22 protein-coding genes are annotated in these 20,964 nt (G+C 70.8%); 7 read left to right on the forward strand and 15 right to left on the reverse strand.

The features are described 5' to 3' along the window. The first annotated feature begins 25 nt into the window (after positions 1–25). Entirely contained in the window at positions 26–613 is a 588-nt protein-coding gene (locus ACIPWY_RS00515; RefSeq protein ID WP_401531976.1) for a TIGR03086 family metal-binding protein, read from the forward strand. 39 nt (positions 614–652) lie between these two features. On the opposite strand, the gene ACIPWY_RS00520 is transcribed toward ACIPWY_RS00515, so the two are convergent. The 12 genes from ACIPWY_RS00520 to ACIPWY_RS00575 all read right to left on the reverse strand — a co-directional run bounded on the left by ACIPWY_RS00520 (position 653) and on the right by ACIPWY_RS00575 (position 10,942). Then, positions 653–1,402, reverse strand: coding sequence for a sirohydrochlorin chelatase (locus ACIPWY_RS00520; protein WP_362899080.1), 750 nt, complete (start codon positions 1,400–1,402; stop codon positions 653–655). A 7-nt stretch (positions 1,403–1,409) separates the two neighbouring features. Further along, entirely contained in the window at positions 1,410–2,333 is a 924-nt protein-coding gene (locus tag ACIPWY_RS00525) for an ABC transporter permease (protein WP_362899078.1), read from the reverse strand. Next, on the reverse strand, positions 2,320–3,111 hold the full coding sequence (locus tag ACIPWY_RS00530) for an ABC transporter ATP-binding protein (protein WP_362899077.1): 792 nt from the start codon (positions 3,109–3,111) through the stop codon (positions 2,320–2,322). The genes ACIPWY_RS00525 and ACIPWY_RS00530 overlap by 14 nt, the downstream gene beginning before the upstream one ends. 54 nt (positions 3,112–3,165) lie before the next feature. Then, positions 3,166–4,281, reverse strand: coding sequence for an aliphatic sulfonate ABC transporter substrate-binding protein (locus ACIPWY_RS00535; protein ID WP_362899075.1), 1,116 nt, complete (start codon positions 4,279–4,281; stop codon positions 3,166–3,168). 239 nt (positions 4,282–4,520) lie between these two features. Continuing rightward, on the reverse strand, positions 4,521–5,879 hold the full coding sequence (locus ACIPWY_RS00540) for a sulfate adenylyltransferase subunit 1 (protein ID WP_401531977.1): 1,359 nt from the start codon (positions 5,877–5,879) through the stop codon (positions 4,521–4,523). Beyond that, positions 5,880–6,818 (reverse strand): sulfate adenylyltransferase subunit CysD, encoded by a 939-nt coding sequence (gene cysD / locus ACIPWY_RS00545; protein WP_362899071.1) that lies wholly within the window; start codon positions 6,816–6,818, stop codon positions 5,880–5,882. Then, positions 6,815–7,381, reverse strand: coding sequence for an adenylyl-sulfate kinase (gene cysC, locus ACIPWY_RS00550; RefSeq protein ID WP_362899070.1), 567 nt, complete (start codon positions 7,379–7,381; stop codon positions 6,815–6,817). The genes cysD and cysC overlap by 4 nt, the downstream gene beginning before the upstream one ends. After that, complete coding sequence (locus tag ACIPWY_RS00555) at positions 7,381–8,103, reverse strand: phosphoadenylyl-sulfate reductase (protein ID WP_383890563.1); 723 nt, start codon at positions 8,101–8,103, stop codon at positions 7,381–7,383. The genes cysC and ACIPWY_RS00555 overlap by 1 nt, the downstream gene beginning before the upstream one ends. After that, positions 8,100–8,279, reverse strand: a complete 180-nt coding sequence (locus ACIPWY_RS00560; protein ID WP_362899066.1) for a hypothetical protein — start codon at positions 8,277–8,279, stop codon at positions 8,100–8,102. Before ACIPWY_RS00560 ends, ACIPWY_RS00555 begins: the two co-directional genes overlap by 4 nt. Next, a complete protein-coding gene (locus ACIPWY_RS00565; RefSeq protein ID WP_362899065.1) occupies positions 8,276–9,973 on the reverse strand; it encodes a nitrite/sulfite reductase in 1,698 nt (565 codons plus the stop codon). The genes ACIPWY_RS00560 and ACIPWY_RS00565 overlap by 4 nt, the downstream gene beginning before the upstream one ends. A 118-nt stretch (positions 9,974–10,091) precedes the next feature. Then, entirely contained in the window at positions 10,092–10,175 is an 84-nt protein-coding gene (locus ACIPWY_RS00570; protein WP_323136396.1) for a putative leader peptide, read from the reverse strand. A 200-nt stretch (positions 10,176–10,375) separates the two neighbouring features. Beyond that, positions 10,376–10,942 (reverse strand): GNAT family N-acetyltransferase, encoded by a 567-nt coding sequence (locus tag ACIPWY_RS00575; RefSeq protein WP_401531978.1) that lies wholly within the window; start codon positions 10,940–10,942, stop codon positions 10,376–10,378. 221 nt (positions 10,943–11,163) lie between these two features. Here ACIPWY_RS00575 and ACIPWY_RS00580 point away from each other — a divergent pair, with 221 nt between their 5' ends. Further along, positions 11,164–12,723: a right-handed parallel beta-helix repeat-containing protein gene (locus ACIPWY_RS00580; protein WP_401531979.1), complete on the forward strand. Its 1,560-nt coding sequence runs from the start codon at positions 11,164–11,166 to the stop codon at positions 12,721–12,723. 57 nt (positions 12,724–12,780) lie between these two features. Here the strand turns inward: ACIPWY_RS00580 and ACIPWY_RS00585 are convergent, their stop codons facing one another. Together ACIPWY_RS00585 and ACIPWY_RS00590 are read right to left on the reverse strand one after the other, a co-directional pair. Then, positions 12,781–13,977 (reverse strand): DUF3472 domain-containing protein, encoded by a 1,197-nt coding sequence (locus tag ACIPWY_RS00585; protein ID WP_401531980.1) that lies wholly within the window; start codon positions 13,975–13,977, stop codon positions 12,781–12,783. 191 nt (positions 13,978–14,168) lie between these two features. Continuing rightward, positions 14,169–15,479: an aspartate aminotransferase family protein gene (locus tag ACIPWY_RS00590; protein WP_401531981.1), complete on the reverse strand. Its 1,311-nt coding sequence runs from the start codon at positions 15,477–15,479 to the stop codon at positions 14,169–14,171. 96 nt (positions 15,480–15,575) lie between these two features. Between ACIPWY_RS00590 and ACIPWY_RS00595 the strand changes: the two genes are divergently transcribed. Continuing rightward, positions 15,576–16,322, forward strand: coding sequence for an SDR family oxidoreductase (locus ACIPWY_RS00595; protein WP_401531982.1), 747 nt, complete (start codon positions 15,576–15,578; stop codon positions 16,320–16,322). A gap of 36 nt (positions 16,323–16,358) precedes the next feature. Here the strand turns inward: ACIPWY_RS00595 and ACIPWY_RS00600 are convergent, their stop codons facing one another. Continuing rightward, positions 16,359–17,177, reverse strand: coding sequence for a phytanoyl-CoA dioxygenase family protein (locus ACIPWY_RS00600; protein ID WP_362899054.1), 819 nt, complete (start codon positions 17,175–17,177; stop codon positions 16,359–16,361). A gap of 172 nt (positions 17,178–17,349) precedes the next feature. Between ACIPWY_RS00600 and ACIPWY_RS00605 the strand changes: the two genes are divergently transcribed. Genes ACIPWY_RS00605 through ACIPWY_RS00620 form a run of 4 tightly spaced genes read left to right on the forward strand, consistent with a single transcriptional unit; the run spans position 17,350 to position 20,900 of the window. Further along, positions 17,350–18,210 carry a glycosyltransferase family 2 protein gene (locus ACIPWY_RS00605; RefSeq protein ID WP_393700169.1) on the forward strand — a complete coding sequence of 287 codons (861 nt, stop codon included), beginning with the start codon at positions 17,350–17,352 and terminating at the stop codon, positions 18,208–18,210. 3 nt (positions 18,211–18,213) lie between these two features. After that, positions 18,214–19,227 carry an ATP-binding cassette domain-containing protein gene (locus ACIPWY_RS00610; protein WP_362899050.1) on the forward strand — a complete coding sequence of 338 codons (1,014 nt, stop codon included), beginning with the start codon at positions 18,214–18,216 and terminating at the stop codon, positions 19,225–19,227. Between the two features lie 43 nt (positions 19,228–19,270). After that, positions 19,271–20,077: an ABC-2 family transporter protein gene (locus tag ACIPWY_RS00615; protein WP_362899048.1), complete on the forward strand. Its 807-nt coding sequence runs from the start codon at positions 19,271–19,273 to the stop codon at positions 20,075–20,077. Positions 20,078–20,129: 52 nt separating this feature from the next. Continuing rightward, positions 20,130–20,900 carry an ABC transporter permease gene (locus ACIPWY_RS00620; RefSeq protein ID WP_393700166.1) on the forward strand — a complete coding sequence of 257 codons (771 nt, stop codon included), beginning with the start codon at positions 20,130–20,132 and terminating at the stop codon, positions 20,898–20,900. Positions 20,901–20,964 lie beyond the last annotated feature (64 nt).

The raw sequence follows: 20,964 nt of genomic DNA on the forward strand, positions 1-20,964 counted from the left end.
GGCCCCCGCGCGAGACGCTTTCCGCATGGAAAACGAGTACAGCTCCATGATCGAGTACAAGTCGATGAAGGAATGCGCCGCCGAGGCCGCCAGGGTCGCGCGGGGTGTCGACGCGGCGCGCCTGCCCGAGCCGAGCGGATGCGGCGACTGGGACGTCCGCACCCTCGTCAACCACTGGGTCCTCTACTCCTCGCACGGCCTGGAGCACCGGGCGCTGCGCAAGCAGCTCCCCGACGACCTCACCGCCCGCGACTTCACCGCCGACGCCGACTGGGCCGAGGCCTACGCGGCACAGCTCGAACAGGCCGTCGCCACCTGGTCCGACCCGCAGGTGTGGGAGGGCGAGATCGACCTGGGCTTCGCGAAGTCACCCGCGCCCGAGGTCGCCCGCCTGCTCATCGCGGAACTGGCCCTCCACGGCTGGGACGTGGCCCACGCCACCGGCCAGAAGTTCCAGATCCCGGACGACGCGGCCCGCCTCCTGCTCGACGTCATCGAGGCGAACGCGGAGGAGTACCGCAAGTACGACGGCTTCGCCGACGCGGTCCCGGTACCGGACTACGCGCCTTTGTTCCACCGTGCGGTCGCCTTGAGCGGGCGGGATCCGCGCTGAGCCTCAGGGGACCGCGGTCCGGTCGTCTGACGCGTCGCGTCAGGCGCCCACCGCCACCAACTCCCGTACCGTCGCCGCCTCATAGCGCCGCACGAGCAGCCGTGCCACCTCCGGCGCCGGGCCCAGTACGTCCGCGAGGACGTCCGCTTCGCGGGCGCCGCGGGCGATGCGGTCCGGGAGGAAGCCGGGGGCCAGGACGTAGGGGGCCACCGCCACCCGGCGGACGCCGTCGGCGCGCAGCCCGGCCACGGCGTCCTCCGTGCGGGGCAGAGATGCGGAGGCGAACGCAGGCCGCACGGCGCACCAACCGGTGTGCCGCCACTCCCGCGCGATTTCAGCGATCACTGCGATCGCCTCCGGGTCGGTGGAGCCCGCCGAGGCCAGGACGACCCCGGTCGTGGGCTTGTCGGCCGGGGTGAGCCCGGCCTCGTACAGACGGCGTTCGAGCGCTGCCGTCAGAAGCGGGGAAGGGCCGAGCACCTCCGCCTGGCGGATCCGCAGCCGGGCCGGGGCCTGCCGCAGGACCGCCGGGATGTCCGCCTTCGCGTGGAACGCGCGGGTCAGGAGCAGGGGGAGGGCGACCACGTCGCGCACGCCCTCCGCCGCCAGGGACTCCAGGACGCCGCTCACCGAGGGGACGTTGAAGTCCAGGAACCCCGTCTCCACACGCAGCCCCGGCCGCAGCGCCCGCACTTCGCGTACGAGCGCGTGGACCGTCGCGGCATGGCGCGGATCGCGGCTGCCGTGAGCGATCACGAGCAGGACCGGGCGGGCGGGGCGCTGGTGCATGGCGGGGTCAGCTCCTCACCAGGAGGCCGCGGCTGCGCAGGACGCGCCGCTCCAGGGGACTGAAGATCAGCAGGTCGATGGCGATGCCGACGATCAGGATCAGGAAGATGGCCAGGAAGACCATGGACATGGAGCTGGCGTTGCGGCCGTTCTCCAGGAGCTGGCCGAGGCCGATACCGAGGTCGGGCGACGAGGCGATGATCTCCGCGGCCATCAGCGAGCGCCACGAGAACGCCCAGCCCTGCTTCAGACCCGCCAGATAGCCGGGCAGTGCGGCCGGCAGCACGATGTGCCAGGTGTGCCGCAGGCCCGTCGCGCCGAGGGTGCGACCGGCCCGCAGGAACAGCGGCGGCACCTGGTCGACGCCCGACACCAGGCCGTTGGCGATCGAGGGGACCGCGCCGAGCAGGATCACGGCGTACATCATCTTGTTGTCGAGGCCCAGCCAGATCACGGCCGGCGGGACCCAGGCGACCGAGGGCAGCGACTGGAGGCCGGACAGGATCGGGCCGATCGCGGACCGGACGAACCGGACCCGGGCGACGACCAGGCCGAGCGGGGTGCCGATCACCAGCGCCAGCAGGAAGCCGAGCAGGCCGCGCGACACACTCGTCCAGATGTAGTCGAGGAGCGTCCCCTGCATCCACGCGTCGGACACCTCGGTCCACACCGCGGACGGTGAGGGCAGCTTGCTCGGGTCGTCGACGATCTTGAACGAGACCAGTCCCTGCCACACCACCAGGACCAGGAGCACCGCCGTCAGCGGCGGCAGCACCTTCTGGACCAGTGTCTGGCGCAGCGGGGTGCGGGCGGTGTGCACGGTGTCCAGGGCGTCGAGCCCCGCTTCGAGACCGGCCAGGTCCTGTCCGGGGGCCGTGTCCTCGACGGCGCCCGTGTCCTTGCTCGCGGTCGTCGTCTCAGTGCTGGCCATGGCGGCGGATCTCCCCACGCAGTTGTTCGGTGATCTCGACGGACAGTTCCGCCACGGCGGTGTCCTCGATGCGGCGCGGCTGCGGAATGTCCACGCGCCACTCGTGTGCCACCCGGCCCGGCCGCGACGAGAGCAGTACGACCCGCTCGGCGAGCCGCACCGCCTCGCGGACGTTGTGGGTGACGAACAGGACGGAGACGTTCGTCTCGCGCCAGATGCGGGTCAGCTCGTCGTGCAGCACGTCACGCGTGATGGCGTCGAGCGCGGCGAACGGCTCGTCCATCAGCAGCAGTTGACTGTCCTGTGCGAGCGCGCGGGCCAACGCCACGCGCTGGCGCATACCGCCGGACAGCTCGTGGACCCGCTTGCCGTACGCGCCGTTCAGACGGACGAGCTCCAGGAGCTCCTCCGCCCGCGTGCGGCGGTCCGCCTTCGGGACGCCGCGCAGCTTCAGGGCCAGTTCGATGTTCTTGCCCGCGGTCAGCCACGGGAACAGGGCGTGCTCCTGGAACATCAGGGCCGGCCTGCCCTGGGTGCTGATCTCGCCGGACGAGGGCCGGTCGAGGCCCGCGACCAGGTTGAGCAGCGTCGACTTCCCGCAGCCCGAGGCTCCCAGGAGGGTGACGAACTCGCCCGGAGCGACATCGAGCGTGATGTCGTCCAGGACGAGCTGCTGCCCGGCGGGCGTGGCGAAGGACTTCGAGACGTGCTCGATCCGCGCGGCGTGGCCGGTGGTCCGCGTGCCGCCGTCCGCGGCCTTGGCGAGGGTCGTTGCCATGGTCGTCACCTCCTGGGAACTCAAGCGATTACGGGCTGGGCTCTGCTGACGCGGTTACTTGACGCCGAGGCCGGCGTCGGCGACCGCGCCCTTGCCCTCGGCCTTGAGGACCTTGTTCAGCGGTGCGAGGTCGTAGATGCCCTTCAGGTCGGGCTTCTCCAGCAGGCCCGCCTTCACCGCGTGCGCCGCCTCGGAGTCGAGGGTCGAGGCCAGCGGGTCGTCGGTGAACTGGATCGACTTCCAGGCGGGGTCGAGGACGTCCGCGGGCAGTGCCTTGCCGGAGTCGGCCGCCAGCTGCTTGTTGGCCGCGGCCTTCGCCTCGTCCGGGTTGGCGTTGATCCACGCGTTCGTCTTCACCGAGCCGCGCAGCACGGCCTCGACGACGTCCGGGTGCTCCTTGAGGAACTTCTGCGACACGATGATGTTCGTGATCACGAACTTCTTGTCGGGCCACAGGTCGGACTCGTCGAGGAGGACCTTGCCGCCCTCGGCCACGAGCTTGGACGCGGTCGGCTCCGGCACCCAGGCGCCGTCGACGGAGCCGGACTTGTAGGCGTCCGGGGTGATCTTGTTGTCCGTACGGACCACGGAGACGTCGCCCTTGCCGCTGTTGGCGTCGACCTTCCAGCCCTTCTCGGCGATCCAGTTGAGGAACGCGACGTCCTGCGTGTTGCCGAGCTGCGGGGTGGCGATCTTCTTGCCCTTGATGTCGTCCAGGGACTTGATCTTCTTCGGGTTCACCACCAGCTTGACCCCGCCGGAGGCCGAACCGCCGATGATGCGCAGGCTCTTGCCCTGGGACTTGGTGAAGCCGTTGATCGACGGCGAGGGGCCGATCCAGCCGATGTCGATGGAGCCGCCGTTGAGCGCCTCGATCTCGGACGGCCCCGCGTTGAAGATCTGGTACCGGGCCTGCGTGCCCTGGAGCTCCTTCTGGAAGAAGCCCTTCTGGTTGCCCACCAGGGCGGTTCCGTGTGTCAGGTTGCCGAAGTAACCGATCTTGACGGTGTCGGCGGAGAGCTTCTTGCCCTTGGCGGCGACGTTCGTCTTGTCGGACGTGTCGTCCTTGGCTTGCGAGCCGTAGCCGCAGGCCGTCGCGGCGAGGGCGAGGAGCGGCAGTGCGGCGACAGCGGCGAGGCCGCGGCGCCAGGAAGCGGAGTTGGCAGGCACGGGAGGTGGTCCTCTCGTTGGCCCGGCGGTCACGCTCTCAGGGCGTGGCCGGGAGGTCGGCAGGGTTTCGTCTTCGTACGAACAGGTCGCGGGGGGTGTGGGCGCGCAGGCAGTGCGCGTACGTCATCGCGCACATCGCCCGACCCCGCCCTGGCCCGCGCCGAGGGTGCCGCTGCCGACGCGGCCGCCCTCTTTCGCGAACGTCGCATATACATCGACGAGGGTGATGGGTGTCATGACTAGAAGTCCCAGCCGTCTTCGTCCGTGGCCTGCGCGGCCTCTTCCGCGTGGGCGGCCTGCGGCTTGCCGCCGAACGCCTCGCCCGCCATGCCGGCGGCGAGCGTCGTTCCGTCGGACGGGTCGATGAGGAGGAACGAACCGGTGCGGCGCGAGTCGGCGTAGTCGTCGAGCGCGATCGGCTCGGCGGTGCGGATCTTGACGCGGCCGATGTCGTTCGCCACCAGCTGCCCCGGCTCGGGGTGCTGGGACAGGTCGTCCAGGGTGAGCCGCGAGGGGATCTCCTTGACGATCGCCTTGACCGTGCGCGTCGTGTGCTTGAGGAGCACGCGCTGGCCGACGGCGAGCGGCTGGTCGGCCACGTGGCAGACGGTCGCCTCGACGTCCTGCGAGGTCGCGGGCGCGTCGCCGCTCGGCACGAGCAGGTCGCCGCGCGAGATGTCGATGTCGTCCTCCAGGAGGAGGGTCACCGACTGCGGTGTCCACGCCACGTCGACCGCGGTGCCCAGCAGGTCGATCCCGGAGACCTTCGACGTGCGGCCCGACGGCAGCACGGTGACGGACTCACCGACGCGGAACGTGCCGGCCGCGATCTGGCCCGCGTAGCCGCGGTAGTCGGGGTGCTCGGTGGTCTGCGGGCGGATGACGACCTGGACGGGCAGCCGCGCGTGGCAGCTCGTCAGGTCGTGGCTGACCGGGACCGTCTCCAGGTGCTCCAGGACGGTCGGGCCGCCGTACCAGTCCATGTTCGCGGACGGCTCCACGACGTTGTCACCGGCGAGCGCGGAGATCGGGATCGCGGTGATCTCGGGAACGCCCAGGTCCGACGCGTACGCCGTGAACTCCTCGGCGATCGACGCGAAGACGGACTCGGCGTAGTCGACGAGGTCCATTTTGTTCACGGCGAGCACGACGTGCGGGACGCGCAGGAGCGCGGCGACCGCGGCGTGCCGGCGGGTCTGCTCGATGACGCCGTTGCGGGCGTCGACGAGGACGACGGCGAGGTCGGCCGTGGAAGCCCCGGTCACCATGTTCCGGGTGTACTGCACGTGGCCCGGGGTGTCGGCCAGGATGAACCGGCGCCGGGACGTGGCGAAGTAGCGGTAGGCGACGTCGATCGTGATGCCCTGCTCGCGTTCGGCGCGCAGGCCGTCGGTGAGCAGCGCCAGGTCGGGCGCCTCCTGGCCGCGGTTGCGCGACGCGTGCTCGACGGCCTCCAGCTGGTCCGTGAGGACCGACTTGGAGTCGTGCAGCAGACGGCCCACGAGCGTGGACTTGCCGTCGTCGACGGAACCGGCGGTGGCGAACCGCAGCAGGGTGGTGGCCGAAAGATCGGCCAACTGCTCTGTGGTGGTGCTCATTTAGAAATACCCCTCGCGCTTGCGGTCTTCCATCGCGGCCTCGGACATCTTGTCGTCGGCGCGGGTCGCGCCCCGCTCGGTGATCCGGGACACGGCGATCTCGGCGATCACGGCGTCCAGCGTCGCCGCGTCGGAGTCGACGGCGCCGGTGCACGACATGTCGCCGACCGTGCGGTAGCGGATGAGGCGCTTCTCGACGCTCTCGCCCTCCTTGGGGCCGCCCCAGTCACCGGCGGTCAGCCACATGCCGGAGCGCTTGAAGACCTCCCGCTCGTGGGCGAAGTAGATGCCCGGCAGTTCGATGCCCTCGCGGGCGATGTACTGCCACACGTCGAGCTCGGTCCAGTTGGACAGCGGGAAGACGCGCACGTGCTCGCCGGGGGCGTGCCGGCCGTTGTACAGCTGCCACAGCTCGGGGCGCTGGCGGCGCGGGTCCCACTGGGAGAACTCGTCGCGCAGGGAGAACACGCGCTCCTTGGCGCGCGCCTTCTCCTCGTCGCGGCGCCCGCCGCCGAACACGGCGTCGAAACGCTCCGCCTGGATCTTCTCGGTCAGCGGCACCGTCTGCAGCGGATTGCGCGTCCCGTCCGGGCGCTCCTTGAGGGCGCCGCGGTCGATGTACTCCTGCACGGACGCGACGTGCAGGCGCAGGCCGTGCTGGGCCACGACACGGTCGCGGTACTCGAGGACCTCGGGGAAGTTGTGCCCGGTGTCGACGTGCAGCAGCGTGAACGGCACCGGCGCCGGCGCGAACGCCTTGAGCGCCAGGTGCAGCATCACGATGGAGTCCTTGCCGCCGGAGAAGAGGATCACCGGCCGCTCGAACTCGCCCGCGACCTCACGGAAGATGTGCACGGCCTCGGACTCGAGGGCGTCCAGGTGCGAGAGCGCGTACGGGCTGTCGGTCTCTTCGCCTGTGGTGGGTGCGACGGTCGTCATGAGAGACCCCTCTCGGTGAGCAGCGCGTAGAGCGCGGCCGCGGACTCCTGCACGGTCTGGGTGTGCGACTCGATGCGCAGATCGGGCGACTCGGGCGCCTCGTACGGGTCGTCGACGCCGGTGAGCCCGGAGATCTCGCCCGCCGCCTGCTTCGCGTACAGGCCCTTCACGTCGCGCACGGAGCACACCTCGACGGGCGTGGCCACGTGCACCTCCAGGTAGCCGGTACCGCCGGCCTGGTGGCGCTTGCGTACCGCCTCGCGGCTGTCCGCGAACGGCGCGATCACCGGGACGAGCGTCAACACGCCGTTACGGGCGAGGAGTTCGGCGAGGAAGCCGATGCGCTGCACGTTCGTGTCGCGGTCCGCGCGGCTGAAGCCGAGGCCCGCCGAGAGGAACTCGCGGATCTCGTCGCCGTCGAGCACCTCGACGCGGCGGCCGTCGGCGCGCAGCTGCTCGGCGAGCTCGTTGGCGATGGTGGTCTTGCCCGCGCTCGGCAGACCCGTGAGCCAGACGGTGGCTCCGGTCACTTGCTTCTCCAAAGTCTCTGTGGTCCCGGGCATCAGCCGTGGATCCCGCACTCGGTCTTGTTGCTTCCCGCCCAGCGGCCGGCCCGCGCGTCCTCGCCCTCGAGGAGGCGCCGGGTGCAGGGGGCGCAGCCCACGGACCCGTAGCCGTCCATGAGGAGGGGGTTGGTCAGCACGCCGTGCTCGGCGACGTACGCCTCGACGTCGTCCTGCGTCCAGCGGGCGATCGGCGAGACCTTCACCTTGCGGCGCTTCTCGTCCCAGCCGACGACCGGGGTGTTCGCCCGCGTCGGGGACTCGTCGCGGCGCAGTCCCGTGGCCCATGCCGTGTACGAACTCAGGCCGTCCTCAAGGGGCTTGACCTTCCGCATGGCGCAGCACAGGTCGGGGTCGCGGTCGTGCAGCTTCGGCCCGAACTCGGCGTCCTGCTCGGCGACGGTCTGCCGGGGCGTGAGCGTGATGACGTTCACGTCCATCACGGCCTCGACGGCGTCCCGGGTGCCGATGGTCTCCTCGAAGTGGTAGCCGGTGTCGAGGAAGACGACGTCCACGCCGGGCCTGGCGCGCGAGGCGAGGTGGGCGACGACCGCGTCCTCCATGGAGGAGGTCACGCAGAAGCGCTTGCCGAACGTGTCGACCGCCCAGGTGATGATCTCCAGGGCGGACGCGTCCTCCAGGTCGCGCCCGGCCCGCTCGGCGAGCTCTCGCAGGTCGGGCTCGGTCCGGTCGGCGACCTGGTCGGTCTGAGTGGTCGTCATATGTCTTCCCCTCCACCGTCGTTGCGCTGAACTCCCCGGGCCAGCAGACCGAGGAACTTCAACTGGAAGGCCCGATTGCATGCCGCGCATTCCCAGGCGCCGTGACCGGTCTCGTTCGGACGCAGGTCCTCGTCGCCGCAGTAGGGGCAGTGGAAGGGTGCGGCCCGCTCGCTCACGAAAGTGCCTCCTCGGAGGCGCGCGCGGTCCACGTGGCGAAGCGCTCGCCGTCCTCGCGCTCCGCCTGGAAGCGCTTGAGGACCCGCTCGACGTAGTCGGGCAGCTCGGTGGCGGTGACCTTCAGGCCGCGGACCTTGCGGCCGAACCCGGCCTCCAGGCCGAGCGCGCCGCCCAGGTGCACCTGGTAGCCCTCGACCTGGTTGCCGTCCGCGTCCAGCATCAGCTGGCCCTTGAGGCCGATGTCCGCGACCTGGATACGGGCGCAGGCGTTCGGGCAGCCGTTGATGTTGATGGTGAGGGGCTCGTCGAACTCCGGGACGCGGCGCTCCAGTTCGTCGATGAGCGAGGCGCCGCGCGCCTTCGTCTCGACGATGGCGAGCTTGCAGAACTCGATGCCGGTGCAGGCCATGGTGCCGCGCCGGAAGGGGGACGCGTTGACCTTCAGGTCCAGCGCCTCCAGCGCCGCCACCAGCGACTCGACCTGGTCCTCGGCCACGTCGAGCACGATCATCTTCTGCTCGGCGGTGGTGCGCAGCCGGCCGGAGCCGTGGGCGCCCGCGACCTCGGCGATCTTGGTGAGGGTCGTGCCGTCCACGCGGCCGACGCGGGGCGCGAAGCCGACGTAGAAGAGGCCGTCCTTCTGGCGGTGCACGCCGAGGTGGTCGCGCCAGGTGCCGGCGGGCTGCTCGGGCGCGGGGCCGTCGATCAGCTTCCGCTGGAGGTACTCGTCCTCCAGGATCTGCCGGAACTTCTCGGTGCCCCAGTCGGCGAGCAGGAACTTCAGGCGGGCGCGGGTGCGCAGGCGGCGGTAGCCGTAGTCGCGGAAGATGCCGATGACGCCGCCGTAGACGTCCGGCACCTCGTCGAGCGGCACCCAGGCGCCGAGACGCTGGCCCAGCTTGGGGTTGGTGGACAGGCCGCCGCCGACCCACAGGTCGAAGCCGGGGCCGTGCTCGGGGTGGTTCACGCCGACGAACGCGATGTCGTTGATCTCGTGCGCGACGTCGAGCTGCGGGGACCCGGAGACCGCACTCTTGAACTTGCGCGGCAGGTTGGAGAAGTCCGGGTTGCCGATGAAGCGCCGCTGGATCTCGTCGATGGCGGGCGTGCCGTCGATGATCTCGTCGGCGGCGATCCCGGCGACGGGGGAGCCGAGGATGACGCGGGGCGTGTCACCGCAGGCCTCGGTAGTGGAGAGCCCGACCGCTTCGAGGCGCCGCCAGATCTCCGGCACGTCCTCGATGCGGATCCAGTGGTACTGGATGTTCTGCCGGTCGGTGATGTCGGCGGTGCCGCGCGCGAACTCCTGCGAGATCTCGCCGATGACGCGCAGCTGCTCGGTGGTCAGCCGGCCGCCGTCGATACGGACGCGGAGCATGAAGAACTCGTCGTCCAGCTCCTCCGGCTCCAGGATCGCGGTCTTGCCGCCGTCGATCCCGGGCTTGCGCTGGGTGTAGAGCCCCCACCAGCGCATCCGGCCCCGGAGGTCGTTGGGGTCGATGGAGTCGAAGCCGCGCTTCGAGTAGATCGTCTCAATGCGTGTCCGCACATTGAGACCGTCGTCGTCCTTCTTGAACTGCTCGTTGCCGTTGAGCGGCGTGAAGTGACCCACGGCCCACTGGCCCTCGCCGCGGTGACGGCTCACCTTGCGGCGCGGCGCAGCGGTCGTGGGCTTTTCAGGGGTGGCAGCCATGGGTGTACGTCCTTCAGGCGGGCGGATGCTCTGACAGCTTTGACCGGCACACTTCGCGCGAGGGCGCGGCGGTGCGCAGGGTGCTGTACGGGGAGAAAGTGCGGCGGTGCTGGTGGAGTCAGCTCACCGGACACATGGCGCTGGACATGCGGCAGAGATCGACGTGCCGCCGACTCACCAAGGCAATTCCAGCTCGATCCATGACGGAAGCGTGTCATGGGACTTTCGGCCCAGTCCACCACTGTCCACAAGGTGGACGGGACTGTCTCGCATCGCGGACAGGTGTGTCTTGGGTCACTGGAGCGTACGGAAACGGACCGGTCAGTGCCCGGCGGGAACGCGAAGGGGCGCCGCGGTGACCCGCGGCGCCCCTCACATCTCACGGGGTGGCTACGCCCCGGGTCACGCCCCCGGCCACGGCCCCGGCGTCGTCACCTCGGGCTCCTCCTCCACCTTCGTGTCGAAGAGGCGGAACCCGCGCCGCTCGTAGTTGGCCATCGCGTGCTCGCCGTCCTTGCTGCACGTGTGCAGCCAGACCCGCTTCGTCGGCGAGCGGTCCGGCCACCGCTCGGCCAGGTCCCAGGCGCGCGCGACGCCGTAGGAGAGGAGGTGTCCGCCGATGCGGCGGCCCCGGAAGGCGGGGATCAGGCCGAAGTAGACGACCTCGGCCACGCCGTCGTCCTGCGCCTCCAGCTCGACGTAACCGGCCGGGGTCCCCTTCTCGTACGCCACCCACGTCTCGGTGCCGGGCCGCGCCAGGACTTCCTGCCACCGCGCGTACGTCCAGCTCAGCCGGTCGGTCCAGAGGATGTCGCCCCCGACGGACGCGTACAGGAAGCGGCTGAACTCCGGCGAGGGCACCTCGGCGCGCACGATGCGCAGGTCGTCGCCCTCGGGCGCGGGGGCCGGCCGGAGGTCGGACGGAGCGGTCTGCTCCAGGGACCAGGTGGTCACAGCGATGTTGCTCATGCGCGTCAGGCAATCACGAGCCCCGCGCGCAGGCCAAGGCGGTCCGCGATACGGGCAGACCCGCCGCGCGCAGGCACGCGGGACCGGGCGGGCGGATGTCCAGGAACTGCCTCGGTAAGTCCATGGAGTCGGGCCGGGCCGGGCGGCACGCTCTGAGCGGTCCCGCCGGGCGACTCCACCCCCTCCGGCACCCGCAACCACACCACTCACGGAGGTACGTCATGAGACGCAGCAGTGTCAGCGCCGCGCTCGTCGCCTTCTGCGCCGCCGCGACCGCCGGCGTCACGGCCCTCGCGGCCGCCCCCGCCGCCACAGCCGCCTCCCCGCTCAAATCCCGTGCCCATTACGTCGACTGCCGGGCCGGGGCCGGCCCGCAGAAGGGCACGCGGGCGGCGCCCTGGCGCACGCTCGCCGCCGTCAACGCCCAGCACCTCGGCCCCGGCGACCAGGTGCTCCTCAAGCGCGGCACCCGCTGCACGGGCACGCTCGCCCCGAACGGCGCGGGCGCCCCCGGCAGCCCCGTCCGCGTCGCCCCCTACGGCACCGGGGCGAAACCGGTGATCGACGGCGCGGGCGCCCCCGACACCGTTCTCCTGCGGAACACGCAGTGGATCGAGGTCTCCGACCTGGAGATCACCAACGCGGCGAACCCGGGCACGAAGCGCCGCGGCGTGCGCGTCGTCCTCAGCGACTACGGCACCGGCAGGCACTACCGCCTCACCGGCCTCGACATCCACGACATCCGCGGTGACGACACCAAGGACGTCGACGGCTCCGCGGGCATCCTCTTCTCCGTCACCGGGTCGGCGAAGGAGACGCGCTACGACGACGTACGCGTCGAGAACAACACCCTCAGGACGGTCGACCGCGAGGGCATCTTCTTCGCGTCCAGCTGGAACCAGCGGCCCGCCATCAGCGGCTACGACCCCAACGGCCCGCACTGGGTCCCGTCCACCGGCGTCGTCGTGCGCGGCAACACCCTGAACGACCTCGGCGGCGACGGCATCGTCATGACGGCCACCAAGGACGCCCTGGTCGAGCACAACACCCTGCACGGCTTCCAGCGGCGCTCGGCCGGATACAACGCGGGCATGTGGCCGTGGGACGCGGACGGCACCGTCTTCCAGTACAACGAGACGTCCGGCGGCGAGACGACCCGCGACGGCATGGCGTACGACGTCGACGAGGGCTCTTTCGGCACGGTCTTCCAGTACAACTACAGCCACGACAACGCGGGCGGCTTCTTCCTCGTCTGCAGCGCCGACGGAACCCTCGGCGACGCCGTGATCCGCTTCAACATCAGCCAGAACGACCACTTCAGGGGCATCGAGACCTGCCGCGGCTCGTTCTCCGGGGTCCGCTTCCTGCACAACACGATCTACGTGGGTGACGGCGTCAGCCAGACCGTCGTCAACGAGAACACCACCAGCCGGCACGAGATCGCCTTCGACAACAACCTCGTCGTGAAGGAGGGCGCCGGCACGGCCGCCTTCACCCTGCGCTCCGGCGGCGTCACCGCGTCCCACAACGCGCTGTACGGGATCGGGGCGGCGCCCGCGAACCCCGGCGGCACCGCCGCCGACCCGCTCCTCACCCGGCCGGGCACGGCCACGGGGTACGGGGACGCGGCGGCCGCCTACGCCCTGCGGGCCGGATCGCCCGCACTCGGCGCGGGCGCGCCGCTCGCCGACGCGGGCACCCGCGACTTCGCGGGCAACCCGGTGGTGCCGGGAGCGGCGCCCAACATCGGTGCGTGGAACGGGCGTTCGTCCGCCCGGTGACGGAAGGCGGGGGCGCCCTGACGTCGGTCGGGGCGCCCTGATCCGGGTCGGGGCGTCCTACGGGGCGCCGACCGGCACCGGCGCGTTCCAGCGCTGCGTGCCCGCTCCGGCCGGTGCGAGCTTCACGCCCGAGCCGACGCGGGTGAGGGAGCGTCCGGTCGCCTGGTTCACCAGAGTCTTCCTGCCCGGGTTGTACTTCCACAGCTTGGCCGGGTCGGTGACCTTGCCGCCGGTGGCGATGTCGCCCGCGCAGTCGGCTGTGCGCACGCTCTTCTTGTCGCTCGCCGTCAGGCAGTAGTCCGACGGCAGCCGCACCGTGCCGTCGGCCGCGAGGACCCAGGACTGCTCGAAGGCGCCGGGGCCGTTGTCCTTGCAGGCGGCGAGCGTGAGGGCCGCGCCGTCCTTGACCGCGCCGCTCGGGGCCAGGCACTTGTCGTCGGGCGCGGAGATCTCGGCGCGCTTCGAATTGCCCAGCGACAGACGCTGGTTGGTGCTTCCGTCGGGGCGCGCGTCCACGGAGGAGGAGCAGGGCGGGTTGCTCTTCGTCCTGGTCACCGAGCCGACAGCCGCGCCGGCGCCGACGGCGGTGCCCGTGGGCAGGCCGAAGTGCGCGTCCGAGTAGGGCTGGTCGTAACAGGTGGCCCGGGGGTCGTTCCACTCGAAGTACTCGACCCAGTCGATCAGGCCCGTGGACTTGATGGCCGTGGCGGGCGTCTGCACGCTGCCGAGCTTGAACGACTCGCCCGTGGTCCTGTCGTGGATCGTGGCGCCGAACCAGCCGTCGCCCTCGTAGGCGACCGTGGAGGTATAGGTGTGCCCCTCCTCCCAGTCGTGGTTCATGCGACAGCTGGAGCCCTCGCCCTCGCCGCCGAACTGGAGGCAGTAGCTGCCCTCGGAGCCGGGCTTGCGCTCGAAGCTGTCCCACACCGAGAACAGGAACGTCGGCTTGTCGCCGCCGTTGCGCTGCATCCCGATGTACGCGCCGTTGCCGACGTTGAAGCCGAACTGGTGGCTCCAGAAGGTGTTCGCGTTGTAGCCGGGGTCCTTCTCGACCGTCGTGGACCAGGTGACCTCGCTGAGCCCGTCGGCCGCCGACGGGAACGAGTAGTAGGTGTACTTCCCCGGGGTCGTGCCGGTCGTGTCGTCCGCGTTCGCCGCGGGGGCGGCGGCCAGGCCGGCTCCGGCAGCGAGGCCGAGCGCCGCGAGGAGCGGCACGGACCGCCGCTTGGGGGAACGGGTGAAGCGTCCAGTCATCGAAAAACCTGCCTGTGATGGAGGTGGATGAGTGAAGGGCGTGCGTCTAGGGCGTGCGTCGGGCTGCGCCGCGCTGGGAGGTCGTCGTGCGCGAAGGTGATTGAAATCGCGGAACTTAGAGCATGATCACGCGCGCCGGGCACATCTTGCGCCATCGGGTGGCGCGGGGCAAGGGGAAGCGCACAGGGCTGTCACAGCGCCGCGAACGCCTCGTCCACGGCCTCGCAGGTGCGCTGGACGTCGTCCTCCTCCAGCGCGGCGGAGACGAACCAGCAGGCGAGGCCGTAGACGTTGACGTGGATGCCGCGCACCAGCAGCTCGTGGCGGAAGCGCTCGTAGCGGTCCAGATCGGCGGCGAAAAGATCGCGGTAGTGGCGGGTCGGGGCGCCGTCCGCCGAGAACACGATCTGGAACATCGCGCCGACCCCCTGGACCGCGCACGGCACGCCGTGATCGCGGGACGCCCGGCGCACGGCCTCCATGACGCGTCGCCCCGCCTCGTCGATCCGGCCGCTGACCGCGGGGTCGGCGAGCTGGGTGACGGTCACGAGGGCGGCCGTGGCACACAGGGGCGAACCGTTGTACGTGCCGCCCTGCTTGATCCGGTTGTCGCCGACCTGCTCCATGATCTCCCGGCAGCCCGCGAAGGCCGAGATGGGCAGCCCGCCGCCGAGCGCCTTGGAGTAGACCGCGAGGTCGGGCACGACCCCGAACAGGGCCTGCGCGCCGCCGGGTCCGGTGCGGAACCCCGTGCAGACCTCGTCGAAGACGAGCACGATGCCGCGCCGCGTGCACTCGGCGCGCAGGGCCTCCAGGTAACCCGGTTCCGGCATCGTGCAGGCGTTGTTGGCGACGATCGGCTCGCAGATGACCGCGGCGATCCGGCCGCGGTGCGCGTCGAGGACGTCACGCAGGACCTCGGCGTCGTTCCACGGGCAGATCACCACGTCGTCGAGCACGCCCTGCGGGATGCCGCGCGAGTGCGGCTTGGCGAACGGCGCCTCGTACGGGCCGACTTCGTCCCGCGTCGACTTGCTGGACACCGCGAGCGTGTCGGTCCAGCCGTGGTAGTGGCCCTCGAACTTCACGACGAGGGAGCGCCCGGTGAAGCCGCGCGCGGCCCGTATCGCGCCCTGGACCGCCTCGGAGCCGGAGTTGGCGTAGCGCACGAGATCGGCGCACGGCACCGACTCCCGGATCCTCTCGGCGAGTTCGATCTCGGGGACGTTGCACGTGCCGAACATCGTGCCGCTCGTCAGGACCGTGGAGAGGGCCTCGGTGAGCAGCGGGTTCGCGTGGCCGAGGACAGCGCTGCCGTAGGCGATCAGGTAGTCCACGTAGGTGTTGCCGTCCACGTCCCTGATCCGCGCCCCGGAGCCGCTCTCCATGTACAGCGGGTGGGGTTCCGCCCCGGTGGTCGTGATGCGGGAGGAGGAGCTGGTGCCGCCCGCGAGCGACCCTCGGGCGCGCTCGAAGAGCTCGCGGCTCTTGTGATATGCCATCAATTCCTCCTGTTTTCAAGCCGTTGACACGGATTGCGGTGGGAGTGAGACTCCATGCCCGAGAGATCCTGAAATGTTGCAGAGGGGAACACGGACATGGTCGAGAAGGTGGCCGTCATCACCGGCGCCGGCGTCGGAATCGGTCGGGCCTGCGCCCTCGGGCTCCTGTCGCGGGGCTGGTCGGTCGTCCTCGTGGGCCGCCGCGGGGCGCTCCTCGAAGCGACGGCCGCGGATGCCGGGGAGCATGCGGACCGCGCGGTCCCGTTCCCCGCGGACATCACCGACCCGGAGGCGGTGGCGCGGCTCTTCGCCGCCGTGGGCGAGCGGTTCGGCCGCGTCGACCTGCTGTTCAACAACGCCGCGGAGACGATGCCGTACATCCCCACGGAGGATGTCGAGGCCGGCGACTGGCACCGCGTCATGGGATCGATCGCTACCGGTACCTTCCTGTGCTCGCGCGAGGCGTTCCGGATGATGAAGGAGCAGAGCCCGCGCGGCGGCCGGATCATCAACAACGGCGCCCCGTCGGCGCACGTGCCGCGCCCCGACTCGATCGCGTTCACCGCGGCCAAGCACGCCGTCGCCGGGATGACCCGCTCGCTCTCCCTCGACGGCCGCGAACACGGCATCGCCTGCGGGCAGATCGACATAGGCAACGTGACCCCCGCCGACCGGCCGCAGCCCGCCGTCCTCCAGGCGGACGGCAGCCGGCGGGTGGAGCCGACGATGGACATCCGCCATGTCGTCGACATGGTCGCCGCCATGGCCGAGCTTCCGGTGGACGTGAACATCCAGTCCGTCACGGTGATGCCGAGCGCGATGCCGTACGTGGGCCGCGGTTAGGGCCTCTCGTCCGACCCGGCCGCCCTGTCCCGTCCGTCACCCCCGACGCCCGGCCTGCTCGGTCTCGTACTCCGTGAAGTGGCGCTCGGCGAAGAGCTCCGGCCACTCGTCGCCCGCGAGCCGCAGCTCCCGGGCGCGGGCGAGCATGTGCCGCCAGTAGGGCTTGACCGGCCGCCAGCGCACCCCCGTCTGCGCGTAGGAGCTGTCGACCATGTACCGCTCGCGGCTCTCCCCGTGCGGGGCCGTGCGGCGGGTGTGGAACAGGGCCGAGTGGATCAACACCGTGGAGCCGGGCGGCAGTTCACCGATGAAGATCTCGCCCGGCAGTTCGGACGTGCCCAGGTGGGCGCGGGCCGTCTTGGCGGCGGTCTCGCGGTGCGAGCCGGGCAGTACGGCGAGCCCGCCGACGGAGGCGTCGAGCCCGCCGAGGTAGTGCAGGGCGTGGACCATCGTGTGGGTGCGCTCCGCCCGAGGGCCGAGCTCGTAGTCGTGGTGCCAGTCCTTGCCGGGCGCGTTCGGCGGGCGGCGGTCGCTGTGCAGGTGGTGGAAGGCGAAGGGCCCGCCGATCAGTCCGGCGAGCAGGTGGAGCAGCGGCGGGTGGGTCAGGATCCGGCCGTGCGCCTCCATCTCCAGCTCCATCAGGGGCGGCAGTCCGTACGCGTCGGGGGAGACGGCCGAGGCTATGGACCGCTGCCGCGCACCCGAGTCCACCCAGTGGTCGACCTCGGCCTTCGCGCGGTCCGCGAGGGCGGCGGGGAGGAAGCCCGGCAGGACGAGACAGCCCTCCTCCTCGAACTGTCTGCGGTCCTGTGCGGTAAGCGCAGTGTCGCTGCCGATGATTCCCGTGATCCCCATTGGCCTTCCTTCAACTTGGTGCTTTTTGTGCCCTGTTGTGGGAGGTGGTCGCGTGGCGAACAGAAAGGAACCGTAGCGATAGTTGCTTGTTTTTGCACGCAGGGACTCTCAATCGAGCAGCTTCGTGCATACTGCTGTGCGTTCCTGCAACATCCCGGGTCAGGAAGGCCAGATGCAGCAGCACTCAACCCGCACCCCACTCGTCTCCGTGGTCGTCACCTGCTTCAACTACGACCGGATGCTGCCGCGGGCGCTCGACAGCGTCCGCGCCCAGACGACGGCCGACTGGGAACTCGTGATCGTCGACGACGGCAGCACGGACGCCTCACGCGACGTCGCCCAGACCTTCGCCGCGGCCCACCCCGAGTTGGCCGTGACCCTCGTGTTCACCCGCAACGGCGGCCTCGGGCGCGCCCGCAACCTCGGCATATCCGTGGCCCGCGGCCGCTACGTAGCCTGCCTCGACGCGGACGACCACTACGAGCCGCACGCCCTGGAGAAGCTCGCCGCCGCCCTGGACCGCGATCCGACCGCCGAGGTCGCCCGGCCCTACCTGCGCTCCTTCGGCGTGGAGGAACGGATCTGGGAGTACCCGGACTACGACTTCGACGCGTCGACGTCGGTGAACCAGGCGCCGTACTGCGCCATGTTCCGCCGCTCCGCGTGGCAGCGGGCCGGCGGCTACCACGAGGGCATGCCCGCGTACGAGGACTGGAACTTCTGGATCGCCGTCGGCAAGCACGGCGGCCACATGACGACCGTCCCCGAACCGCTGCTCCACTACCGCACCAGCGTCGACGGCATGTTCGCCCGCCACCGCGTCCACGACCTCGCGCTGCGCGCCACGATCGTGGCCGACCACCCCGACGTGTACGACAGTTCGTGCCAGGACCTGGCCCGCCGGATCCTCGCCGGGGAGAACGTCGACGACGCCCTCAAGACGGGACCGCCGCACGCGATCTTCGCCCTCTCCTACCCGGCGAGGACCCTGCGCGGCGAGGACATCAGCGCGGACTTCGGCGCCGTGAGCTGAGTGGTGGGCGAGCACATCATCGAGGCGCGGGCCCTCACCAAGCGATTCCGCGTCGCGAGGAAACGGCCCGGGATGCGCGGGGCGCTGCGCCACCTGGTCCGCGGCGAGTGGGAGGACCGGACCGCCGTCGACGCCGTCGACTTGGCGGTCGCGCCCGGTGAGAGCGTCGCCTACGTCGGCCCGAACGGCGCCGGCAAGTCGACCACCGTCAAGATGCTCACCGGCGTCCTCACCCCGACCTCGGGCGACCTGCACGTCGCGGGCGTCGTCCCGTACGAGGACCGGGTCGCGAACGCGCGCAACATCGGCGTCGTCTTCGGGCAGCGCACGCAGCTGTGGTGGGACCTGCCCGTGCGCGAGTCGTTCCGCCTGCTCGGCGACATCTACCTCGTCCCGAGGCGGGAGTTCGACACCCGCCTCGACGAACTGATCGCCCTCCTCGGCATCGAGGACCTCCTGGAACGGCCCGTCCGCCAGCTCTCGCTCGGCCAGCGCGTGCGGTGCGACGTGGCGGCCTCGCTGCTGCACGCGCCGCCCGTCCTCTTCCTCGACGAACCCACGATCGGCCTCGACGTCTCGGTGAAGGCGCGGCTGCGCGAGTTCCTCGCCACCCTGCACCGCGAGCGCGGCGTCACCGTCGTCCTCACCTCCCACGACCTCGGCGACGTCGAGTCGCTCTGCACCCGCGTCGTGCTGATCGACCGCGCGCGGATCCTCCTCGACATGCCGGTCGCCGACATGCTCGCCCGCTACGGCACGCGCCGCACCGTCACCGTGAGCGGCGTCGAGCGACTCACCGCGGCGCCTCTCGAAGCCTGCTTCGACAACTGGGTGACGGTCCGTCAAAAGGACGCCAACACCCTTGAGATCGGCTACGACCGCGGCACCCTCGCCACCCGCGACGTCATCGCCCAGGCACTCGCCACCCTCCCCGTGGACGACATCCAGGTCGGCGCGCCCAGCATCGAGGAGATCATCCGCAACCTGTACGAGGGCGGAGTGGATGCCGCTCTCTAGGACATCCGAGCCCGGACACCCTGGCTCCGCGCACCCCGCCCCCGTGCGCCCCGCCGTCCGCGCCCCGTACCGCTCGCTCTACCTCGCCTCCCTCCAGCAGGCTCTCGCCCACCGGCGCGCCGTCCTCGTCGACCTCGCGGGCAACGCCGTCTGGGCGGCCGTCCTCTACTACCTCTGGCGCTCGATCTTCGCCGGCGCCACCAGCGTCGGCGGATACACCTGGGACCAGATGCGCACCTATGTCCTGCTCTCCTACGCGCTCGGCCAACTCCTCGCGTTCCAGGCCGAGATGCAGATGCACCGGGACATCCGCAGCGGCCAGGTCGCCCTTGACCTCGTACGGCCCGTGAACTATCCGGTGATGCAACTCGTCAGGGCATTCGGCGCCGGTACCCCGCACATGGCCGGCGCCCTCGCGGGGACCGCGTTCATCGGCGGAGCGCTGCTGCACGCGCTGCCCCCGCACTCACCGGCCGCCGCGCTGCTGTTCCTGCTCACCCTGGCCGTCGGGGTCGCCGTCAATGCCATGCTCTGCTTTCTCACCAGCCTGCTGTGCTTCTGGACGGAGAGCGCGTACGGCCTGATCCTGGCGCGCCAGGCGGTGACCACCTTCATGGCGGGCGGCATGGTCCCGCTCGCCCTCTTCCCGGCGCCGCTGCGCGTCGTCGCCGAGTGGCTGCCGTTCAGCGCCGTCGTGTCCACGCCGGTGCAGTTGTACCTGGGCCGGCTCACCGGTGACGACGCCCTGCTGGCCCTCGGGCGCCAACTCATCTGGGTGGCGGTCATGGTGGCCCTGACGGTCCGGCTGTGGCGGGCGGCGCGCCACCACCTGACCGTGAACGGAGGATGACCCGGTGGCGAGCCCCAGCCTGAGACACCCCAGCCTCAGATACCTGGCGTCCGTGGCCAAGCTGTACCGGATCCGGCTCCAGTCGCAGCTGGAGTACAAGGCGGACTTCGTGATCGGCGTGCTCGGCGCGTTCTGTCTGCACGCCGCCGGGTTCGGGACCGTGTGGATCATCCTGCGGCAGGTCCCGGACATCGCCGGGTGGACGATCTGGCAGCTCTCCGTGACGTACGCGCTCGCGATCGTGCCGCGCGGCCTGTGCGTCATGCTGTTCGACGGTGTGTGGGAACTGCGACACCTGGTGGTGAAGGGGGAGTTCGACCAGTTCCTGACCCGGCCGCTGTCGCCGCTCCTCCAGCTGTGCACGCTGCGGGCGAACCCGGCGGGTGCGGGGGACGTCGTCCTCGGCCTGACGCTCCTCGTCCTCGCGGCCCGTCACGACGCCTTCGCCGTGAGCGCCGTGTCCCTCGCCGCACTCGCCGTCGCCGTCTGCAACGGCGTGCTCGTCGTCGGCTCGCTCAACCTCGCCACGAACAGCCTCGTGTTCTGGGACGGCGCGGAGCAGAACAGCGTCTCGATCCTGGTCGGCAACACCGCCGACCTCGCCAAGTTCCCCCTCACGCTCTACGACTCCGCCGTCGCGTTCGTCTTCACGTTCGTCCTGCCCTTCGGCCTCCTGAGCTACTACCCGACACTCGCCCTCACCTCCTCCGGCCTCGAACTCCTCGGCCGTGTCGCCCTGTTGCTGCTCGGCGGCGCGATGACGCTGACGGTGGCAGGGCTGATCTGGCGGGCCGGGCTACGGCGGTACCAGGGCGCGGGCTGAGCTGCCCGTACGGACAGCGAAGGCCCCGCACGCCGGATGGGTGCGGGGCCCGTGTGCTGCACGG

It is taken from the genome of Streptomyces sp. NPDC090032, assembly GCF_044748025.1.
In the GTDB taxonomy this organism is placed as follows: domain Bacteria; phylum Actinomycetota; class Actinomycetes; order Streptomycetales; family Streptomycetaceae; genus Streptomyces.

Bases quoted from the DNA above. Each gene is read 5' to 3' on its own strand.
- ACIPWY_RS00600 (WP_362899054.1), bottom strand. From the start codon at position 17,177: ATGGGGATCACGGGAATCATCGGCAGCGACACTGCGCTTACCGCACAG.
- ACIPWY_RS00520 (WP_362899080.1), bottom strand. From the start codon at position 1,402: ATGCACCAGCGCCCCGCCCGCCCGGTCCTGCTCGTGATCGCTCACGGC.
- cysD (WP_362899071.1), bottom strand. From the start codon at position 6,818: ATGACGACCGTCGCACCCACCACAGGCGAAGAGACCGACAGCCCGTAC.
- cysC (WP_362899070.1), bottom strand. From the start codon at position 7,381: ATGCCCGGGACCACAGAGACTTTGGAGAAGCAAGTGACCGGAGCCACC.
- ACIPWY_RS00540 (WP_401531977.1), bottom strand. From the start codon at position 5,879: ATGAGCACCACCACAGAGCAGTTGGCCGATCTTTCGGCCACCACCCTG.
- ACIPWY_RS00515 (WP_401531976.1), top strand. From the start codon at position 26: ATGGAAAACGAGTACAGCTCCATGATCGAGTACAAGTCGATGAAGGAA.
- ACIPWY_RS00570 (WP_323136396.1), bottom strand. From the start codon at position 10,175: ATGGATCGAGCTGGAATTGCCTTGGTGAGTCGGCGGCACGTCGATCTC.
- ACIPWY_RS00525 (WP_362899078.1), bottom strand. From the start codon at position 2,333: ATGGCCAGCACTGAGACGACGACCGCGAGCAAGGACACGGGCGCCGTC.
- ACIPWY_RS00595 (WP_401531982.1), top strand. From the start codon at position 15,576: ATGGTCGAGAAGGTGGCCGTCATCACCGGCGCCGGCGTCGGAATCGGT.
- ACIPWY_RS00590 (WP_401531981.1), bottom strand. From the start codon at position 15,479: ATGGCATATCACAAGAGCCGCGAGCTCTTCGAGCGCGCCCGAGGGTCG.
- ACIPWY_RS00565 (WP_362899065.1), bottom strand. From the start codon at position 9,973: ATGGCTGCCACCCCTGAAAAGCCCACGACCGCTGCGCCGCGCCGCAAG.
- ACIPWY_RS00585 (WP_401531980.1), bottom strand. From the start codon at position 13,977: ATGACTGGACGCTTCACCCGTTCCCCCAAGCGGCGGTCCGTGCCGCTC.
- ACIPWY_RS00605 (WP_393700169.1), top strand. From the start codon at position 17,350: ATGCAGCAGCACTCAACCCGCACCCCACTCGTCTCCGTGGTCGTCACC.
- ACIPWY_RS00575 (WP_401531978.1), bottom strand. From the start codon at position 10,942: ATGAGCAACATCGCTGTGACCACCTGGTCCCTGGAGCAGACCGCTCCG.
- ACIPWY_RS00530 (WP_362899077.1), bottom strand. From the start codon at position 3,111: ATGGCAACGACCCTCGCCAAGGCCGCGGACGGCGGCACGCGGACCACC.
- ACIPWY_RS00580 (WP_401531979.1), top strand. From the start codon at position 11,164: ATGAGACGCAGCAGTGTCAGCGCCGCGCTCGTCGCCTTCTGCGCCGCC.
- ACIPWY_RS00555 (WP_383890563.1), bottom strand. From the start codon at position 8,103: ATGACGACCACTCAGACCGACCAGGTCGCCGACCGGACCGAGCCCGAC.